Annotated in this window: 15 protein-coding genes and 7 pseudogenes; 17 read left to right on the top strand and 5 right to left on the bottom strand. The window is 56.7% G+C overall.

The annotated features are described in order from the left end of the window. Window positions 1–94 (top strand): annotated as a pseudogene (locus FHT29_RS23265) (IS5/IS1182 family transposase); the annotation flags it as partial. 140 nt (window positions 95–234) lie between these two features. On the opposite strand, the gene FHT29_RS23260 reads toward FHT29_RS23265, so the two are convergent. Further along, a complete protein-coding gene (locus tag FHT29_RS23260; protein ID WP_052212228.1) occupies window positions 235–636 on the bottom strand; it encodes a DoxX family protein in 402 nt (133 codons plus the stop codon). 88 nt (window positions 637–724) lie between these two features. On the opposite strand from FHT29_RS23260, the gene FHT29_RS23255 reads away from it, so the two are divergent. The 8 genes and pseudogenes from FHT29_RS23255 to FHT29_RS23225 all read left to right on the top strand — a co-directional run bounded on the left by FHT29_RS23255 (window position 725) and on the right by FHT29_RS23225 (window position 4346). Beyond that, window positions 725–1345: a TetR/AcrR family transcriptional regulator gene (locus FHT29_RS23255; RefSeq protein WP_047557132.1), complete on the top strand. Its 621-nt coding sequence runs from the start codon at window positions 725–727 to the stop codon at window positions 1343–1345. A 129-nt stretch (window positions 1346–1474) separates the two neighbouring features. Next, a pseudogene (locus FHT29_RS35080) lies at window positions 1475–1560 on the top strand (hypothetical protein); the annotation flags it as partial. Window positions 1561–1619: 59 nt separating this feature from the next. Then, window positions 1620–1767 (top strand): annotated as a pseudogene (locus tag FHT29_RS34605) (IS6 family transposase); the annotation flags it as partial. Then, the gene (locus tag FHT29_RS23245) at window positions 1767–2495 is read left to right on the top strand and encodes a LysE family translocator (protein WP_210255514.1); all 729 of its coding nucleotides are present in this window, start codon (window positions 1767–1769) and stop codon (window positions 2493–2495) included. The pseudogene FHT29_RS34605 and the gene FHT29_RS23245, both read left to right, overlap by 1 nt. Beyond that, window positions 2431–2762, top strand: a pseudogene (locus tag FHT29_RS23240) (Tn3 family transposase); the annotation flags it as partial. The gene FHT29_RS23245 and the pseudogene FHT29_RS23240, both read left to right, overlap by 65 nt. A 101-nt stretch (window positions 2763–2863) precedes the next feature. Beyond that, window positions 2864–3307, top strand: coding sequence for an NUDIX domain-containing protein (locus FHT29_RS23235; RefSeq protein WP_047557140.1), 444 nt, complete (start codon window positions 2864–2866; stop codon window positions 3305–3307). A 365-nt stretch (window positions 3308–3672) separates the two neighbouring features. Continuing rightward, window positions 3673–3945: an AbrB/MazE/SpoVT family DNA-binding domain-containing protein gene (locus FHT29_RS23230; RefSeq protein WP_047557143.1), complete on the top strand. Its 273-nt coding sequence runs from the start codon at window positions 3673–3675 to the stop codon at window positions 3943–3945. Continuing rightward, window positions 3942–4346, top strand: coding sequence for a type II toxin-antitoxin system VapC family toxin (locus FHT29_RS23225; protein ID WP_047557146.1), 405 nt, complete (start codon window positions 3942–3944; stop codon window positions 4344–4346). The genes FHT29_RS23230 and FHT29_RS23225 overlap by 4 nt, the downstream gene beginning before the upstream one ends. Window positions 4347–4535: 189 nt before the next feature. Here the strand turns inward: FHT29_RS23225 and FHT29_RS23220 are convergent. Beyond that, a pseudogene (locus FHT29_RS23220) lies at window positions 4536–5167 on the bottom strand (integrase core domain-containing protein); the annotation flags it as partial. A gap of 215 nt (window positions 5168–5382) precedes the next feature. Here FHT29_RS23220 and FHT29_RS23215 point away from each other — a divergent pair. Further along, complete coding sequence (locus FHT29_RS23215; protein ID WP_168600181.1) at window positions 5383–7215, top strand: methyl-accepting chemotaxis protein; 1833 nt, start codon at window positions 5383–5385, stop codon at window positions 7213–7215. A 24-nt stretch (window positions 7216–7239) separates the two neighbouring features. On the opposite strand, the pseudogene FHT29_RS23210 reads toward FHT29_RS23215, so the two are convergent. Both FHT29_RS23210 and FHT29_RS23205 read right to left on the bottom strand, forming a co-directional pair. Continuing rightward, window positions 7240–7529, bottom strand: a pseudogene (locus FHT29_RS23210) (DUF1612 domain-containing protein); the annotation flags it as partial. A gap of 134 nt (window positions 7530–7663) precedes the next feature. Next, complete coding sequence (locus FHT29_RS23205; RefSeq protein ID WP_168600188.1) at window positions 7664–8578, bottom strand: LysR family transcriptional regulator; 915 nt, start codon at window positions 8576–8578, stop codon at window positions 7664–7666. A 196-nt stretch (window positions 8579–8774) separates the two neighbouring features. On the opposite strand from FHT29_RS23205, the gene FHT29_RS23200 reads away from it, so the two are divergent. The 6 genes and pseudogenes from FHT29_RS23200 to FHT29_RS34975 all read left to right on the top strand — a co-directional run bounded on the left by FHT29_RS23200 (window position 8775) and on the right by FHT29_RS34975 (window position 14254). Further along, window positions 8775–10031: a serine hydrolase domain-containing protein gene (locus FHT29_RS23200; RefSeq protein WP_348644879.1), complete on the top strand. Its 1257-nt coding sequence runs from the start codon at window positions 8775–8777 to the stop codon at window positions 10029–10031. Window positions 10032–10061: 30 nt separating this feature from the next. Then, window positions 10062–10943, top strand: coding sequence for an NmrA family NAD(P)-binding protein (locus tag FHT29_RS23195; protein ID WP_168600179.1), 882 nt, complete (start codon window positions 10062–10064; stop codon window positions 10941–10943). A gap of 69 nt (window positions 10944–11012) precedes the next feature. Then, a complete protein-coding gene (locus FHT29_RS23190; protein WP_168600178.1) occupies window positions 11013–11840 on the top strand; it encodes an aldo/keto reductase in 828 nt (275 codons plus the stop codon). Between the two features lie 224 nt (window positions 11841–12064). Beyond that, window positions 12065–13282: a condensation domain-containing protein gene (locus FHT29_RS23185; RefSeq protein WP_168600177.1), complete on the top strand. Its 1218-nt coding sequence runs from the start codon at window positions 12065–12067 to the stop codon at window positions 13280–13282. Between the two features lie 85 nt (window positions 13283–13367). Continuing rightward, window positions 13368–14075, top strand: a pseudogene (locus FHT29_RS23180) (IS6 family transposase). Between the two features lie 62 nt (window positions 14076–14137). Continuing rightward, entirely contained in the window at window positions 14138–14254 is a 117-nt protein-coding gene (locus FHT29_RS34975) for a zinc-binding dehydrogenase (protein ID WP_348644878.1), read from the top strand. A 570-nt stretch (window positions 14255–14824) separates the two neighbouring features. Here the strand turns inward: FHT29_RS34975 and araD1 are convergent. Beyond that, window positions 14825–15817: an AraD1 family protein gene (gene araD1, locus FHT29_RS23170; RefSeq protein WP_168600176.1), complete on the bottom strand. Its 993-nt coding sequence runs from the start codon at window positions 15815–15817 to the stop codon at window positions 14825–14827. A gap of 295 nt (window positions 15818–16112) precedes the next feature. Between araD1 and FHT29_RS23165 the strand changes: the two genes are divergently transcribed. Then, entirely contained in the window at window positions 16113–16919 is an 807-nt protein-coding gene (locus FHT29_RS23165; protein WP_047557169.1) for an IclR family transcriptional regulator, read from the top strand. The last annotated feature ends 185 nt before the right edge of the window (window positions 16920–17104 follow it).

Below are 17104 nucleotides of genomic sequence, written 5' to 3'. Positions count from 1 at the left end.
AACCCGATACGACAAACGCGACGACAACTTCCTCGCATCCGTCCAGCTAGCCTCAATTCGAATTTGGCTCCGATCTTATGAGGCGGTCACCTAGTCCAAGTGCTGGTCTCTGCGGCATGTGGTGCGGCCCTGAGTTCAGACAACGGGAGGCCACATAATCGGGCCTGCCGTCGATGATTAGATAACGGCGGCGGGAGGAAATCTCCGTCATACGGCGGCAAAAAACGACCTCTCTTATGCAGGACATCTAAAAAGATGGCCGCTTGGTCGTAAGCGTGCCGCCAGAGCCAAGGCGATGATCGCGACGACAATCGCATTGAGCCACAGTACCGAAAACTCGTGTCGAGTGACATGAAAGGCGATCGCTGCAAATTGGAGCAGGAGCAATCCCGCCGCTGCAGCGGTCGTCAGCCAAGTAAGAATGCCGAGTGCGGCAGGTAAGATGAGGCCTATCGCGCCCAAGCTCTCCGCAGAGCCGATCAGTGTAATCAGCCAAGTCGGAACTTCCAGGGTCCAATTCCAACCCATCGCCGCCATGGCCTCCGGAGTCTGCGTCAACTTCGTCCAGCCGGCGTAGCCGAAAAACGCGGCAAGCAGGATTTGTCCGGCCCAAGTGACAATTGTCGTTTTGCTCATGCTGGCTCCAGGGGCGATGTGTTAAAACCGCCCAGTAATTGAACACTGTGATATTTGATAGTCCAGACTATCATATGGAGTCAACAGCATGCGTGAGTGGCCGGAAAATCACCCCAAGGCCAAGGCTATGGCGAGGCGAAAGAGCGAGATCATCGATGCGGCCAAACGCTGTTTCATCAGAACCGGTTATGCCGGAACCACGATGGAAACAGTCGCCGACGCTGCTGGCATCTCGCTCATGACGCTCTACAGGTTTGCGGAAAGCAAGGAGGACCTGTTTGCGGCGACGGTCGCGGATGCTTGCCGCGCCCGCGATGAAAATGAGCGGCAATACTATGAAAATCTTGTGAACCTGCCGGTCCGGGAGATGCTGATCACCAGTGGGATCGAGATGCGTCTCAAGATTCTGCATCCTGACAGCATTGCGCTCATGCGTCTTGTTATCGCTGAGGCTGGTTCTTTTCCGGCTCTGTTACCACTCGCCTACGGCGCGTTCATAGAACACTTCGAAGAACTGGCGTTGCAAGTCATCCGGATCGGGTTTCCTCATTTCTCCGGAGATGCCGATATCCTGTCTCGCAGGTACGTGGACTGTCTTCTTGGTGCCGACGTTCTCCGCATATTGCTCGGCTGCGACCCATCGGGAGACAGCCAAGATTTTTCAAAAGCGGAACTGGCTGCCGAATTGCTGCTGAACTCAATGGGTTGAGATCCTATCGCGATCTGGGTCTGCGAGGTCGCAGCGAAGACATGGCGGGCTGTCAATCGGACGACTCACTCTAAATTCAATACAGCATGTACCACTTGTATCCTGATACCACGCGGAACTGAGCTAGTTTTGACAGCAGGGGCTCAAGAACCTCGCCGGCCGTTGGCCATTCCGATCGCCCCTGGCGAGCGAAGCTACACTTGCAGCGGATTTAGAAATCTTCTTGATACCGGTGGTGTCGATATCGTGATGCCGGACGTCGGCTACTGCGGAGATACGGCAATGGGGCCGCAAGTTCGGGCCGGCCTGCCAAACAACTACGTGGACGGCATCTAGACGAGGTCTTAATCTCTATCGATTGCCCGAAGCATTGGCTATGTCGTGCCGTTGACCAGGACGGGTACGTTCTCGACGAAATCGTATGGAAGCCTCACGACACCAGGCAGCAAGACGACTGCTGGCTATACAGGTTTTTGTTGCAATCTTTCCGGCTCCATCGATGAAATTTGCACCAACATTCTGTGAAAACGTTCTTAACATTGCGCGTATGACTGATTCAGTAGTTCTCGCCCCATTCCTCGTCTTCGCCTTTCTCATGACAGTTACGCCTGGACCCAACAACGCAATGGCGCTGGCTTCCGGCGTTCGTGTGGGTTTGACTAGATCGTTTCCGCTCATAGGCGGCATTGCTGCTGGCGTCGCCGTGCAAATGTTGGCGATTGGCTTCGGCCTAGGCAAGCTATTCGAGGCCTATCCGGTCACTCACGAGATCTTGCGGATAGGCGATTCGCTTTATCTCATCTGGCTTGCATGGAAGATAGCGCGCAGCGGCCCAATTGTTGAAGGCGCGGAGAGTTCGCCTATCGGTTTTTTGGGCGCCGCCGCGTTTCAGTGGATTAATCCAAAGGCGTGGGCAATCACAGTGAGCGCGGCTGCGACTTGTATTCCCAGCAGCGACTATCTGCTGAACATCTCAATCGCTGCGGCTTTGCTGGCTTTTGTGGCCATCCCTAGCGTTGCTGTCTGGGCGGCTGCCGGCCGCCTGCTCCGTAATGTGCTTACCCGGCCAACTTATGCACGTGTCTTCAATCTTTCGGTCGCACTTCTTCTCGTCGGATCGACTGTTCCGATTTTGTTGGGCAATCCGTAGGGGAGCATTCCATAAGCTTTGTCGGCGTCTCCAGTCGATGCATGCTTCAGCGCCATCGTGCATTGGAACACCGTCTATCTCAGCCGGGCCACGACCCACCTGCGCCAGCGGGGCCGTAATATTGCTAACGAGCAGTTGAAGCACGTATCCCCACTCAGTTGGGAGCGTATTAATCTCACCGGCATCTATTCCTGGGACGCCGAGCGGCAGGTGGCTGGGGGTTTCGGGCCGTTGCGGCTTACCGGCCGACTTCTTCGCGCGGCGTAGTAGTTGACCTCGTCTATTCGAAAACAATATGGCGCGGCAACCGCTCTATTGGCCCGCCTAGGCCCATTGCGTTCGTTGGTTGGCTATACTATCCGTCACCTATGAGCACTCTGCGTTCGAACATCAATGTGAAAGCTATTGGCCTTCATTGGCGAGATAATCGCCTCCTGGCCGCCGAAGTCTACGATAGCGAGGGCCGCGTCGCTGGCGTTCGTCCGCTCGGGGGAACGGTGGAGTTCGGCGAAAGCTCGCAAATTGCTCTCAAGCGCGAGTTCCTTGAAGAGCTCGGCGTTGAAGTAGAGGTGCTGTCGGACCCACTGGTCATTGAGAATTTATTCGTCTTTGAAGGCGAGAACGGCCACGAGATAATGTTCGTGTTCGAGATCGAATTTGTTTCTGATGATTATCGACATCACGAAACAATCACCTTCAACGAAAGTGACGGAACATCCGGTGTTGCACGGTGGTACGCCTTGGAAGAGCTTGATCGTCCCGGCTCACCAAGCCTCTATCCCAAAGGGTTGAAGGCACTGCTAGCCAGGTAGCTGCGACTGACCTCCGTTCCCGGCGCAAAACTCTCTTTCGAACATTGATTGGTTGCTTCCACGGCGCTTTTAGTGCGCGTTCACGCGGCGACCCATCTCAGCGTACGATTTTCTGCAAATGTTGTTCGGACCCCAATAGGCCCCTGCTACTCTACGGAAAATCTCTTCGATGTCGCGGGCAACCCGCCGGCACGGCTGGGGCGAAGCGATTAACCACAGCGCAGGCGGAAAAGCATGTCGAAATCGGCAGCATCTGGGATAGGCAGAACTACACCGGCATTTTCTTGTGACAAACAATGAGCAGCCGGACTTGAATCAGCATGGGATGGCATATACATTATGGCATATACAAAGGAGGGTGTCATATGCCCGTGTCATTGCCGTCATCAAGACCGAAAGAAGTGAAGCTGTTCCGCAATAACCGTAGCCAGGCGGTACGCATCCCTGCGGAGTTCGAGTTGCCAGGAGATCGCGTGTTGATCCACCGCGAAGGGGATAAGCTGATCATTGAGCCCGTAACCAAGCCGTCCAATATCTTAGAGCTTATTGCCGATTGGAGGAAGGACACTCCACTCGGGCCTGAAGACCAGTTCCCAGATATTGAGGACGTGCCTGCCAAGCCGGAGAACATTTTTTGAGCGGCTACTTGCTTGATACGAACATCATCAGCGACATCATACGCAATCCCTTTGGACCGGTGGCACGGCGCATCGAGGATGTAGATCCCAAAGAGATTTGTACCAGCATCATCGTCGCATCGGAGTTGCGATACGGCTGCGCAAAAAAAGGATCGGCCAAACTATTGGCCAAGGTCGAAAGCATACTCGAAACGCTCCCAATTCTGCCGCTGGATATCCCCGCCGATATCAAATACGGCAACATTCGCGCCGCCTTGGAAGCTGCAGGACAGACCATCGGCCTGAACGATCTGCTGATCGCCGCACATGCTTGTGCACTCGATCTGACACTTGTGACTGACAATATGCGCGAATTTCAGCGCATTAGCGGCCTCAAACTCGAAAACTGGCTCGAGAGATAGCGGGGGCACCATGGGCGCTGAAGGCAATATGTCGCCGACCTTCAATTTCATCGACATGTTGTGTCTGCGCGATCTCCAAATGAGACCGGCATGAAACAGGCGAAGGGTCAGCTTATCGGCTACGCACGCGTTTCTACGGATGAACAGGCAACCGATGCCCGGGAGATCGAGTGACCTGCCACTGAAGTTTCATCCGGCTGCGATTAGAGCCTCGGCGGTTTTGATTACGCCAACAGGCGCGGTTTGAGCAACCGGCTGAAACGCGAAGCTTTCATCTTGCGCAGCGTTGGAGCCGGTTGCGGCGATGGTCCCGGCAACGTCTGCCGGGGTTTGGTATCCGAGCGATGAGTGCGGCCGGAAAGGGTTGTAATCGTCCGCCCATTCAGCAATGGCGCTGCGGGCATGATCGAGGCCGAAGAACAGGCTTTCGTTGAGCAGCTCGTCGCGCATGCGCCCGTTGAAACTTTCGACACAGCCATTCTGCATCGGCTTTCCCGGCGCGATGTAGTGCCATTCGGCCTTGTGATCTTTCGACCAGGTGAGGATGGCATTCCAAGTGAGTTCGGTGCCGTTGTCGGAAACGATCATTCCTGGCTTGCCGCGTCGTTCGATCAGCGTCGCCAGTTCTCGAGCCACACGTCGACCGGAGATCGAGGTGTCCGGGATCGCTCCAGGCATTCGCGCGTCACATCATCGACAATGTTGAGGACGCGGAAGCGTCTGCCGCAGGCAAACTGGTCATGCACAAAGTCCAGCGACCAGCGGGCATTGGCCTTCGCTTCGACCAGGATCGGAGCACGCGTGCCGACAGCACGGCGTCGGGTCCAGCCCGAGGGGTTCACTCCATAACCGGCTCAATTTTGAGCGGAAACCAACAGCTCATCTAAGCAAGTTATTTTTTTATTTAAATTTAGAATCTAATCTTAGCTCTGGGATGCATGTTGCGTTCGGTGATGCGCAGGAGGCGCAGGAATTGTTGCCGATGTGACCCAGTCTTCGCGACGGGCACGACAGCAACTCAGCGCGGTGGGTATCGATGAAGAACATGAAAATCTCGCTCCAGCTGTTTTTGCTGGTTGGAGCCATGATAACGACTTTCGCAGGCCTGACATTCCTTCAGATTCGGTCCTCAACGACGGCCATCTACCATGAGCGCTATGAAATGCTGCGCACGCAAGTGGAAACGGCTATCTCCATACTGAAGGACTATCAAAGCCGGGTCGAGAAGGGCCAATTGTCGCTTGATGAAGCCAAGAAGCAGGCTTATGGCCAGCTCAACAAGATGACCTTCGAGCCGGACGGATATTTCTACGGATACGACTACAATGTCGTGCTGGTATTTCATCCGACCTCGCCGAGTGTCGGCCAAAGCAACAAAGGCGTGAAGGACGCCAATGGCTTTGCCTATCGCGACGAACTCGTTCGGCTGGGCCGGGCCGGCGGCGGCTATGTCGAGTTCATCGGCCCGAAGCCGGGCAAGGACCCGAATGACCGAAGCTACTCCAAAGCAAGTTATGCCAAAGTCTTCGAACCATGGCAGATCGTCATCATTACAGGGCTTTACACGGACGATCTGAAAGAAGATATCCGATATTCGACCATCAAAATAGTCGGCGGCTCCGCGCTTGCGTTCCTGCTGGCGATTGCTGCGGCCTATTTCATCATCCGAGGGATTTCGCGTCCGCTCAATGCCATCCACGATGCGCTGAATGCCGTGGCCGATGAAGACGTTACACTGGATATTCCCCACACCGACATGGGCAATGAAGTGGGCAAGATGGCGCGTGCGACCAAGGCACTCCAGGAGAAAGTGCGCGAGCGCCACACTATGCTGGCACGGCAGGAAGAGCAGCAGCACGAACTGGACGCCGAGCGCCAGCGCAATCTTGATGCCCAGCGTAAGGAAGCCGAAGAGCAAGCGCATGTGGTCGCCACCATCGGCGTCTCGCTCGAGAAGCTCTCTGTTGGCGACCTCACGGTTCGCTGCGCCGATCTGGGTCCAAAGTACGAGGGTCTGCGCCATAACTTTAACGATGCCCTTTCCCGCCTCGAACAGGCCATGAGCCGCGTCAACCTGAAAGGCACCGATATCAGTGTTTCCAAGGAAGAGATCCGTCGCGCTTCTAACGAGCTTGCACAGCGCACCGAGCGTCAGGCCGCCAATCTGGAAGAGACCTCCGCAGCTCTCGACGAGCTGACGGTGGCGGTTCGCCAGACGGCGGAGGGTGCCCGGGAAGCTGCAAGCCGTGTGGCGTCCGTCAGTCAGGAAGCGCGCCAGAGCGACGGTATTGTCGGGCAGGCAATCGCCGCCATGAGCGGTATCGAGCAATCGGCCACCGAGATCACCAAGATCATTGGCGTCATCGACGAGATCGCCTTCCAGACCAACCTGCTCGCCCTCAATGCGGGCGTGGAAGCGGCGCGCGCCGGCGACAGCGGCAAGGGCTTTGCGGTCGTTGCTCAGGAGGTGCGCGAACTTGCTCAACGCTCTGCCGCGGCCGCCAAGGAAATTAAGGAGCAGATCGCCCGCTCCAGCGGCCAGGTTGAACAGGGTGTGCAAATGGTCGGTAAGACCGGCGAGGCACTGAAGCGGATCTCCAGCCAGATCACCGCCGCCGATGATATCGTCTCGAAAATCGCGCACAGCGCTCAGGAGCAGGATTCGACCCTGCGTTCGATTTCCTCTGCGCTCAACCTGCTCGACACGGCTACCCAGCAGAACGCCGCCATGGCGGAAGAAACGACCGCTTCGGCAGAAGTTCTCGCCAACGACACTGGCGACCTGCTGGATCTTATCCGAGGCTTCCGCACCAATAGCTCTGCAAGCGAGCTATATAGAATAGGCCATCAGATGCGACGCGCAGGCTGAACAGGCCCTCCCAACACCTGTGCTGGATTCGCGATCGCGATGCCGGCGCCGATCGACCAGAATTGTTTTGAGGCCGAGATTGATCGCGACCAGATAGGCGCCTGACGTGACGCCGGCCTACCGCAGGATCGAGGCGCAAGGCAGCCGAAAGAGTCACGGCGCATGCTGAAGCCGGAAAGTTCGTTCCAAGCATCGAGGGTAATGATCGCCTGCAACACCTCCAGCAAGTCCTCCTCTTGGCGCAACATGCCGCACCATTCGTTGAGCCGCTCGTCTTCGTCCCAGTGGAGATCATAGACCCTCGGATCTTTTTCGGCCACAGGCGTGTACCCCCGGGCAAATGTTTCGATCCATCTGCTTGAAAAACAGAGTCCACAGTTCCGACGGCACCTTGTTATGTGAAACGAGGAACGGTCTCACACCCGCCCGGCAATGTCTTGTCTTTCGCTTAGCCGTCGCGCGCTTTTTCCTTGGCGATCTGCTGTACAAAATCAAGGAAAGCTCTGACCTTTGCCGGTGGCAGATGGCGCGCCGGATGGTACGCATACAAGGGATAATGTTCGTCCGACCAGTCTTTGAGAATTTGTCTCAGCCCGCCGCTTTTAAGCCAGGGATCCAAACCGATCTCCAGGCTCTGAAAGATACCTTGACCGGCCATGCAGGCGGCAATGGCTGCGGATGGGTCGTCGAAAATTATCCTGCCGTCGACTTTCACGCTGACAACTTCACCACCTCGATGAAATTCCCAAGGGAAAGCTCGGCCGGTTTCCGGGTCCCGGAACAGAATAACTTCGTGACCACTTATTTCCTCCGGGCGGACCGGCTCGCCGAATTTCTCGAGATAGGCGGGGGCTGCGCAAGTGATGACGCGGATATCCAGAAGCTTTCTTGCTATGAGTGACCCGGCATTCGTCGAGCCAAATCTGACAGCCACATCGAACCCGCTCATCATATCGTCACGCGAGTTCGTCGTCATAAGATCGATTTTCAGATCTGGATATTTTTCGGTGAGCCGCGGAAGCTGAGGCGCTAATACCATCCTTGCGAACCAAGGGTCGATCGATACGCGCAGCCTCCCGGCGACCGCAGCTGCCGATCCCGCGGCGGTCGCGGCGGCCTCCTCCAGACCGGCGACGAGCGGTAGGGCCTGTAGACGAAACAGACGTCCCTCTTCAGTCAGCGCGACGGAACGTGGTGTGCGGTCAAACAGGCGTACGCCCATCCTCGTCTCAAGTCGCCCGATTGACCGGCTGACGCCGGAAGGGGTCACTCCCAATACGTCCGCGGCCTTGGCGAAATTGCCGGCGTCGGCAACTGCCAAGAATACACTCACTCCAGTGAGAAGACGTCCGTCAAAACTCATGACAAGGCTTTCGCATTCCGTGGAAAGGAATAACAGTGATTTTTTGTCATTTGTAATATGATTATTATGATCTTTTAGCATGCCTTGGCTCTTGATAGGTATTCACCGTCAGCCTTTCGAAGGCGAGCGGTTTACCAGACCCGCGATCCGTCTGGATTCAAGGCAAACAATCATGAATGAGATCACGAGAAGAGCGGTGCTGACGCGCGGCACTATGGCCGCCGCGGCGGCATATCTTGGGGCAAACGCTGTTCAGGCAGCCAGCCAGAGCCCGCGCCTCAAAAATGCGAAGTTTAAGTCCATCGATGCCGCGATAGAGAAGGCAGTCAATGACCGCACCGTCGCTGGTGCAGTAGCTATGGCTGCAACGCAGAAGGGCATCGTCTATGAAGGCCTCTTCGGCAAGGCAAATGTAGACACCGGTACCGCGATGAGGCCTGACACGGTCTTTTGGCTTCTGTCGATGACGAAGGCGATTACGGCGACCGCATGCATGCAACTGGTTGAGCAGGGCCGCCTCAAGCTGGATGACGATGCGTCGAAATACCTGCCGCAGCTTGCTGCACCCAAGGTGCTGGTGGGTTTTGATGCCAACGGTCAGCCACAGCTGCGTCGCGCCAGGAACTCAATCAAGGTTCATCACCTTCTGACGCATACCTCCGGCTACACCTATGCGAACTGGAGTGATGTGATAGTGCGGTACGAGACCGCCACCGGCTTACCCGATATCGCCACCTGCCAGAACGCCGCCTTCAATGTGCCGCTCGAATTCGAGCCGGGAGAGCGCTGGCAATACGGCATCAGCATGGACTGGACTGGCAAGCTGGTCGAAGCTGTTAGCGATCAGTCGTTGGAAGTCTATTTTCGCGAGAACATTTTCGCGCCACTTGCAATGAAGGATTCGGGGTTTCTGATCAGCAGCGAGCAGAAGCGCCGTGTCGCGACATGCTTCAGCAGAGAGACTGACGGCGGCTTGAAAGCGATGCCGTTCGAGATGCCTCAGAGGCCGGAATTTTTCATGGGCGGTGGCGGCGCATACAGCACCCCGCAAGACTACATGATGCTCCTTCAGGCATTGCTCCATGGAGGCAAGTTGAACGGGGTTCAGATCCTCAAGCCTGAGACCGTCGCGATGATGATGCAGAATCAGATCGGGGATCTGAATGTTCGCAAGATGGAGTCGGCCGCACCGGCCTACTCGAACAGCTTCGATCAGTTTCCGGATCAGAAGCACAAATGGGGCTACTCCTTCGACATCAACACTGAGGCGGGCCCGCACGGCCGCTCTGCGGGAAGCGTGTCCTGGGCCGGACTGCTCAATTGCTACTTCTGGATCGATCCCGTCCGTAAGGTCACCGGATCCCTCTTTACGCAGCTCCTTCCCTTCTATGACGACCGCGTCGTTGCTCTCTATGGCGACTTCGAACGCGGGCTCTATGACGGCCTCGCTTAATCTCTCCTCTTTCTGAATGGAAAATCAGACATGTACGCTATCACTGGAATCACCGGCAAAGTCGGCGGCGCGCTTGCGCGGACCCTGCTTGCAAACGGCAAGGCCGTCCGTGCGATCGTTCGCGATCAGGCCAAGGGCGCATCGTGGGCCGCTCTCGGCTGCGAGGTTGCTCTAGCCGAGATGGAAGACGCAAAGGCGCTGTCGGCGGCCTTTGCCGGCGCCGAAGCCGTATTCATTCTTCCGCCGTCCGAGTTCGACCCCGAGCCTGGCTATCCCGAGGCGCAAAAGGTGATCGACAGTGTCGTCGCCGCTCTAAAGACCGCACACCCGAAAAAAGTCCTCTGCCTGTCGACGATCGGCGCAGACGCGAAAGAGGACAATCTGCTGTCCCAGCGCACGATGCTGGAAGAAGCCCTCAACGAACTTGACCTGCCTGTCACCTTCCTCCGGCCCGCATGGTTCATGGAAAATGCACTTTGGGACGTAGGCACGGCTCGCGACACTGGCATTCTTTACAGCTTCCTGCAGCCCGCGGACAAAAAGTTCCCGATGATCGCAACGAAGGACATCGGGATCCTGGCGGGAGAACTAATCCAGCAGGATTGGACCGGAAAACGGGTCATCGAGTTGGAGGCTGCTCAGCGTGTATCGCCAAATGACCTCGCGCAAGCGTTCGAAGTTGCGCTCAAGAGGCCGGTGAAGGTCGAGGTTGTCAACCGCGAAACCTGGGAGGACCTGTTCCGCTCGCAAGGGATGAAGAACCCGACGCCGCGTATTCGCATGCTCGACGGCTTCAATGAAAGCTGGATCGAGTTCAAGGACAGCGGCCGCCTCGCGAAAAAGGGAAATACCTCGCTGCAGCAGGTCGTAGACGCACTCGTTGCCGGTGACAACACCGACGATCGCGCCTGATAGAGCGATTAGGATGCAGGGGGTTCTTCCGCCTGCATCTCCAGCTTTGTTGTGGAAGGAGAATATTCAATGGACACAATCGAAACGCAGGGTGTGACGATACCTCGTCTTGGCCTCGGAACGTTCCGGATGCCGGGCGTCAGCGCGCAGCCGGCGGTGGAAACCGCGCTTTCGCTCGGATATCGGCATATTGATACCGCGGCAATGTATGAAAATGAGGCGGCGGTCGGTACGGCAATCGCAGGCTCGGGCATTCATCGTCGCGAACTCTTCGTCACGACCAAGGTCTGGCACGATCAACTGGCGCCGGAAGCTTTGCAGCGAGCCTTTGCTACAAGCCTCGAAAAGCTGAAGATGGACTATGTCGATCTTTTTCTCGTGCATTGGCCATCGGCCGACATGGACATAGCCTCAACCCTGACTGCGATGGCGCGTCTTCGTGAACATGGCTATGCGAGAGCGATCGGCGTGTGCAATTTCAACATGCCAATGATCCGGCGCGTTGTGGAAGACATACAGGTTCCGATCGCAGTTCATCAGATCGAGTACCATCCGTATCTGTCGCAAGCGCCAATGCTTCAGTACCTGCGCACCAAGGGAATTGCGCTGACTGCTTATGCCCCTTTGGCGCAGGGCCGCGCGGCGAGCGACCCAATCCTGCAGTCGATTGGCCTGAAACACAATGTTAGCGGGTCGCAAGTCGCTGTCGCATGGCTCCTCGGCCAGGAAGGGGTGATCGCGATCCCGAAGGCTGCGCGAACCGAAACTCAAAGGGCAAATCTCGATGCAGCATCGATCCGGCTGGATGACGAAGACCTCTCCTTGATAGCCTCCCTCCCCAAGGACCAACGCTTCGTCAATCCGCCTTTTGCGTGTGACTGGAATGCCACCGACTGAGACTGGCGATTATTCAGGAGCGCTTTGGGTCACGACAGTGAGCGAGCAGCGTGTCCTCTACAGTGAATTCGTGATCGCGCACCCGATGGAGGGCGGCGCTGTATCAGGCGCCATGTCCCAAACGTGGTCACCTTTCGGCGAAGAGGCTTCACTGGGTCAACGTCGATCCAAGTAGTTCCTGACAGCCGATAAAATCAAATGATTAGAATGAAAAGGATAGCGTTTTGGATACTGATTTCGACGTGGTGCGACCGCTGGGCGTCATTGAGGAGTTCTTCTGGCTCTTCGATCATAGTTGTCCCAAGCATTTCTGTATCGTCGCAGAGATAAAGGGACGAACTCTCGTGACTGATTGGAGGGCGGCTGTGGATGCATTGCAGGCACGTCATCCAATGCTATCTGTTTCGATCGATTCCACGCGACAGCGAGTACCCCATTTCCACAGATGCTCCCGACGCCCCATCCCGCTGCGCGTCGCGCCTTCTGGAACAACATGGGAGAGAGAAGCGGAACGTGAGATCAGTACGCTGTTTGATCCGACGAAGGGGCCGCTTGCTCGCGTGGTGTTGATCCATGAGCCTGAGAAGTCGTTCGTTCTGCTGGTCACCCATCACGCGATTGCTGATGGCTTGTCATCAATCTTTATGCTGCGCGATTTACTTTCGGCAATTTCAGGGCAGCGACTGGATCCCTATGAATTCCCGCCCTCGATCGACCAGAAATTGGGTGTTCCTACACGGCCATCATCGGCGCCTGGCAAGAAATTCTCGCACACGCTGGCTGTCGAATGCTTGAAAAAGCCTGTGCACGTCACAAGCCTCATCCTCAAACCCGAAACGACTAGCCTACTTCGCGAGCGTGCTCGTCTTGAACGGACCACTATACACGGTATCGTTTGTGCCACAGCAACTTTGGCAGGGCGCAGTATTGACCCAACGTGGCGCGACGGTGCGGTAAGCATCTTCTCTCCGGTGGACCTTCGCAAGCTACTGGAGCTAAACGACGAGTGCGTTGTTGCAATAGCCAAAGCTACAACGGTGATCGAACCCAACGCGCCTGACGATGCGTGGGAGATGGCTAGGTCTGTCACTGCTTCCTTACTTCCGCTTAAGACGCTAGAAGGCGGAGCGCCCGTATTCAGTGCGGTCTATGATGCAATGTCGACTGACATGGATGAAGCTGAAGGCGCTCGTTTCAACGCAGACGCCTTCTCCGAAACCATGCTTGTCTCCAATCTTGGGCAGCTTCCTTATTCCTCATCGATCGGAAATCTGACGATCGAGGCTCTTTGGGCTCCTGTCGTCCTTCGAGGCCATGATGCGGAGCAAACCATTGGCGTCTCGACCGTCAACGGCGCGCTCCATCTCGTCCATTCCAGCTGGTACCCTCTGCCCGGCTTCTTAGAAGAGATCGAGCACAGACTGCAAAAGGCATCGATTTGACCTCCACACGCCCCAAACGAGCATGACGATGTTGCTGCGGTACTGCCAAATTGGTTGAGGCTGGCGTATCAGGTATCGAGGCGCAATGAAATTGCCGAGCCTTTTTCCCCGGTTGAAGGGGTCTCGCTTTCCGCGTGAGATTGTTGCTTATGCGGTGTGGGCCCATCACCGGTTTTCGCTGAGCACGGCGGATGTGGAAGACCTGCTTGCTGAACGCGGCGTGATCGTCAGCCGGGAAACTGTTCGATTATGGATTAATCGCTTTGACCGCCATTTTGCCACCTGCATTCGCAGGGATCGCCCCAAGCCAAATGACAAGTGGCATATGGATGAGGCCGTCATTGCAATCGCGGACAGAAGTTCTGGCTCTGGCGGGCGATCGATGCTGATGGCGATATGCTCGACATCTTGGTTCAGCGGCGCCGCAACACCAAGGCGGCCAAGCGTTTCTTCTCCGGACTGGTCAGGCAATTTGGCGAGCCGCGCGTCGTCGTGACGGACAAGCCTGGCAGCTACGTCAAGCTTATACAGACCCTGGCGCCGGATGCCGATCATCGGGCGCCGGGGTCTGAACAACAGAATTGAAAACTCGCACCGGTTGACCCGAAAACGCGAGAAGATCATGGGGCGGTTCAAATCGCCTCGTCAGGCGCAACGCTTCCTGTCAGCCCATGACCAAATCAATACGATCTTTCGCCCTCGCCGCGACAGTCTTACCGCCATTACATACCGCCATGCACGGATTGACGCATTCGACCTGTGGGCCGAATACACCGCTGAAATGGCGGCGTAAAATAGCCGCCCCGTGATGGCACGCGACCAGCCTCAAACAACTTGGCAATACCGGTAGGACAAGTGCTCAAGCCGGTCATTGGAGCGATATATCCGCTCACGGCTACATCGGACGCCCATCGCCGGATGGAGGCGGGCGGGTTGTTTGGGAAGGTCGTTCTGACGGATTTTCCTGATTAACGCAGGCACACGGCGGGTCCGCCCAATCGCCTTGATGGGAATCAAACCAGCGGCCTTGCTTTCGTAAGTACCTTGGATACTTGATTTCCTTAGGGCACTTGACGCCTCACCCGTGCGGTCTGAGTTAGATAGTTGTTGCGACAGAAGCCTAGCTCAAGATTAGCCTGATAACCCAATGCGTTTTAGCGCGGTCGATGACACGACTAAAATCCAAATCTCGAAATGGGCCTCGTCGAGCAATGGCGTTATCTTTCGATCAGTCAAATTGTTTGATTGGAACCAGCTGATGACTGCTGGGAAAGGCATCCAGTTTCAAGTGAGACGTGGCACGCCAACGCTGTCAACTATGATAGAATTTTCCGCCGGACATTGCGGCGTGCGGCGATGTCGCATTGTTTCATTTACCCACCCGCGAGCCTTTGCTCATAAACTCTGGCAGTTTCCCCGGTCGCATCTTCCTACATGTCAGGCTCAATATCCCTAAGGGCAGATGACATGACATCGCCCTTGGAAACCACCATTGTCTCAAGCGGCCAATCGTAGAAACTCTTAACCGCTCGAAGCTCTTCCTCAGAGTTGTCGTACTTTGACCGTGACAGGCTCTGACGATATCATAGCGTTGCGCAACGGCCGACCAAAGACAGGAACGTCTATCTCAAAGACATCCCCTGCCACCGTTGTCACGCCATTGGCGCAACTTAGGATCGCTGCGCCGAAGAAATAGGCATGCAGGTCGCCTGGACGGCGAAACATCTCATAACGAAAATGATAATGTTCCAGATTCTGGATCGAATGCGACATATTCGCTTCGCCGCTCAAGAACTCACCTTGCCAGATCGATGCGCCGTCGCGCAGAATCTGGATCCGGCCCTCAACATTTTGCGGCAAGGTGCCAACAAGCATTTCAGGGCCAAAGGAGCAAGCCCTGAGCTTGGAATGCGCCAGATAAAGATAATTCTGCGCTTCCGTCACTTGGTCCGAGAACTCGTTGCCGATCGCAAAACCGAGGCGCCAGGGCGTACCATCCGGGCCGATCAGATAAAGACCGACGATCTCGGCTTCCTCGCCACCGGCCAGGGCAAAGGATGGCAAGGGCAAAGGCGCTTCCGGCGGCACAACACAGGTGCCAACCCCCTTGAAAAACCACTCCGGCTGCACGCCGATCTCGCCTTCCGCCGGCTTTCCGCCGTCGAGACCCATCCGAAAGATCTTCATAGAGTCAGTCATCTCGGCTTCGGGGCCGTGAGCAAGGTCATGCATCCGGTCCCTGGCATCGGCGCTGCCGAGATGGGTCAGACCGGTACCCGTGATCAGGAAGCGCGCCGGTTCCGGGTGGTCAAGCGGTGGCAGGATCCGCCCTTCTGCGACAATGGCGTCGTAGTCTTCGCGTTCGTCGCCGAGCTGGCCGGAGACGACCTCGTCCAGACTGATACCCGAGGAGATGGCTGCCTGCGCCAGATCGTAAACGGTGTGCTCGCGTGTGGTCAGACGAAGCTCGCCATCAGCACCGACGGCGCCGACACGCCGCTCGCCGCGTCTATTGGTGAACTGAACGAGGCGCATTTGGGCTCTCCGTGGTTTGGTCGATCACTATCGCCTTCTCGAGGAAGGCGGCGGATCTCAAAGGTTTTGGGACGGGCAGCAGCCCGATGAGACGGCAGGCAATTGATTGGTGATGAAGCCGGAAGCCTCAACGCGCAGAACATCAGCCGCGGAAATAAGCGAACATTTTAAGCTCACACCCAAATTGTTCTGTTGTACCGAACGACGTTCCGTTATACAAACGATAGAGTGCTGGAGCGGACCTGTCAACTGCAGGGCCGACTGGCCTGCATCCCACCCGTTCAACGAGGCTTCCGTGAAAGAAGAAACGGCCAAGACCGACGACAAATACGCACTTCGCAGCGTCAGCCGCGCGCTCGATATCCTCCATGTCCTGGGTGAACACAGCGCCGAGGGCATGACTGTCGCAGAACTGGCCGACAGTATCGGGGTGTCGAAAAGCACCGCATTTACCCTGCTGCAGACCTTGCTCGCGCGCGGTTTCATCGCCGATGAACGGCTCGGGGGTTCACGACGTTACCGGCTCGGACTGGCGCTGGTGCATCTGGGTGATCGCGCCGCCGCCAACACCGGCATCACGCAGATCGCCATGCCGCTGCTGCAGCAGCTGACCCAGGAAACCGGGCTCACATCTCGCCTTGCCGTCCTTGACGATGGCTACGCGGTTGCCATCAGCCGTGTCGATGCGCCGGGCATATTCCGGCTGGCCGGCTCGCTGGGCACCCGGGAATTGCCGCATTGCTCGGGTGTCGGCAAGGCCTTGCTGGCCTTGCTGCCACCGGCCCGCGTCTTTCAGATCCTGAAGCGGATAGGCATGCCGAGCCGCACCGAACATACGATCACCGAACCTGCCGAGCTTGTGAAGAACCTCGTTGACGTCGCCGACCGCGGCTATGCATTCGACGACGAGGAAGACAATCTCGGCGTCATATGCGTGGCAGCTGCCATTACCGACCGCAGCGGCGATGGCGTTGCGGCCATCAGCGTCACCAGCATGAAGGGCGGGCGCAGCCTGGAGGACATGCATGATCTCGGCCGCGCCGTACGGGCGTGTGCCGACAAGATCAGCCGATTGCTTGGCGCGAACATTCCTGACGCCTGATTGAGCGAGCGGCACGGCCGCTGACGGCACAGCAAGACGCACGCCGACCTGCAACGACGACGGTTGACAAACCCACGAAGACACCCCTATCATCCGTATAACAGAACAGCGTTCCGTATAGCAGAACAATTTTGACAGACATCCCGGAAAAGAACTGAGGGCACCCTGGGGAACGGGTGCACCTT

It is taken from the genome of Rhizobium sp. SG741, assembly GCF_012275435.1.
GTDB classification, from domain to species: Bacteria; Pseudomonadota; Alphaproteobacteria; order Rhizobiales; family Rhizobiaceae; genus Rhizobium; species Rhizobium lusitanum.
This window is presented reverse-complemented; position numbering and strand designations above follow the sequence as displayed.

Coding starts and splice junctions, on each gene's coding strand:
- araD1 (WP_168600176.1), bottom strand. CDS start 15,817: ATGCGCCTCGTTCAGTTCACCAATAGACGCGGCGAGCGGCGTGTCGGC.
- FHT29_RS23230 (WP_047557143.1), top strand. CDS start 3,673: ATGCCCGTGTCATTGCCGTCATCAAGACCGAAAGAAGTGAAGCTGTTC.
- FHT29_RS23255 (WP_047557132.1), top strand. CDS start 725: ATGCGTGAGTGGCCGGAAAATCACCCCAAGGCCAAGGCTATGGCGAGG.
- FHT29_RS23190 (WP_168600178.1), top strand. CDS start 11,013: ATGGACACAATCGAAACGCAGGGTGTGACGATACCTCGTCTTGGCCTC.
- FHT29_RS23235 (WP_047557140.1), top strand. CDS start 2,864: ATGAGCACTCTGCGTTCGAACATCAATGTGAAAGCTATTGGCCTTCAT.
- FHT29_RS23245 (WP_210255514.1), top strand. CDS start 1,767: ATGGAAGCCTCACGACACCAGGCAGCAAGACGACTGCTGGCTATACAG.
- FHT29_RS23260 (WP_052212228.1), bottom strand. CDS start 636: ATGAGCAAAACGACAATTGTCACTTGGGCCGGACAAATCCTGCTTGCC.
- FHT29_RS23195 (WP_168600179.1), top strand. CDS start 10,062: ATGTACGCTATCACTGGAATCACCGGCAAAGTCGGCGGCGCGCTTGCG.
- FHT29_RS23205 (WP_168600188.1), bottom strand. CDS start 8,578: ATGAGTTTTGACGGACGTCTTCTCACTGGAGTGAGTGTATTCTTGGCA.
- FHT29_RS23215 (WP_168600181.1), top strand. CDS start 5,383: ATGAAGAACATGAAAATCTCGCTCCAGCTGTTTTTGCTGGTTGGAGCC.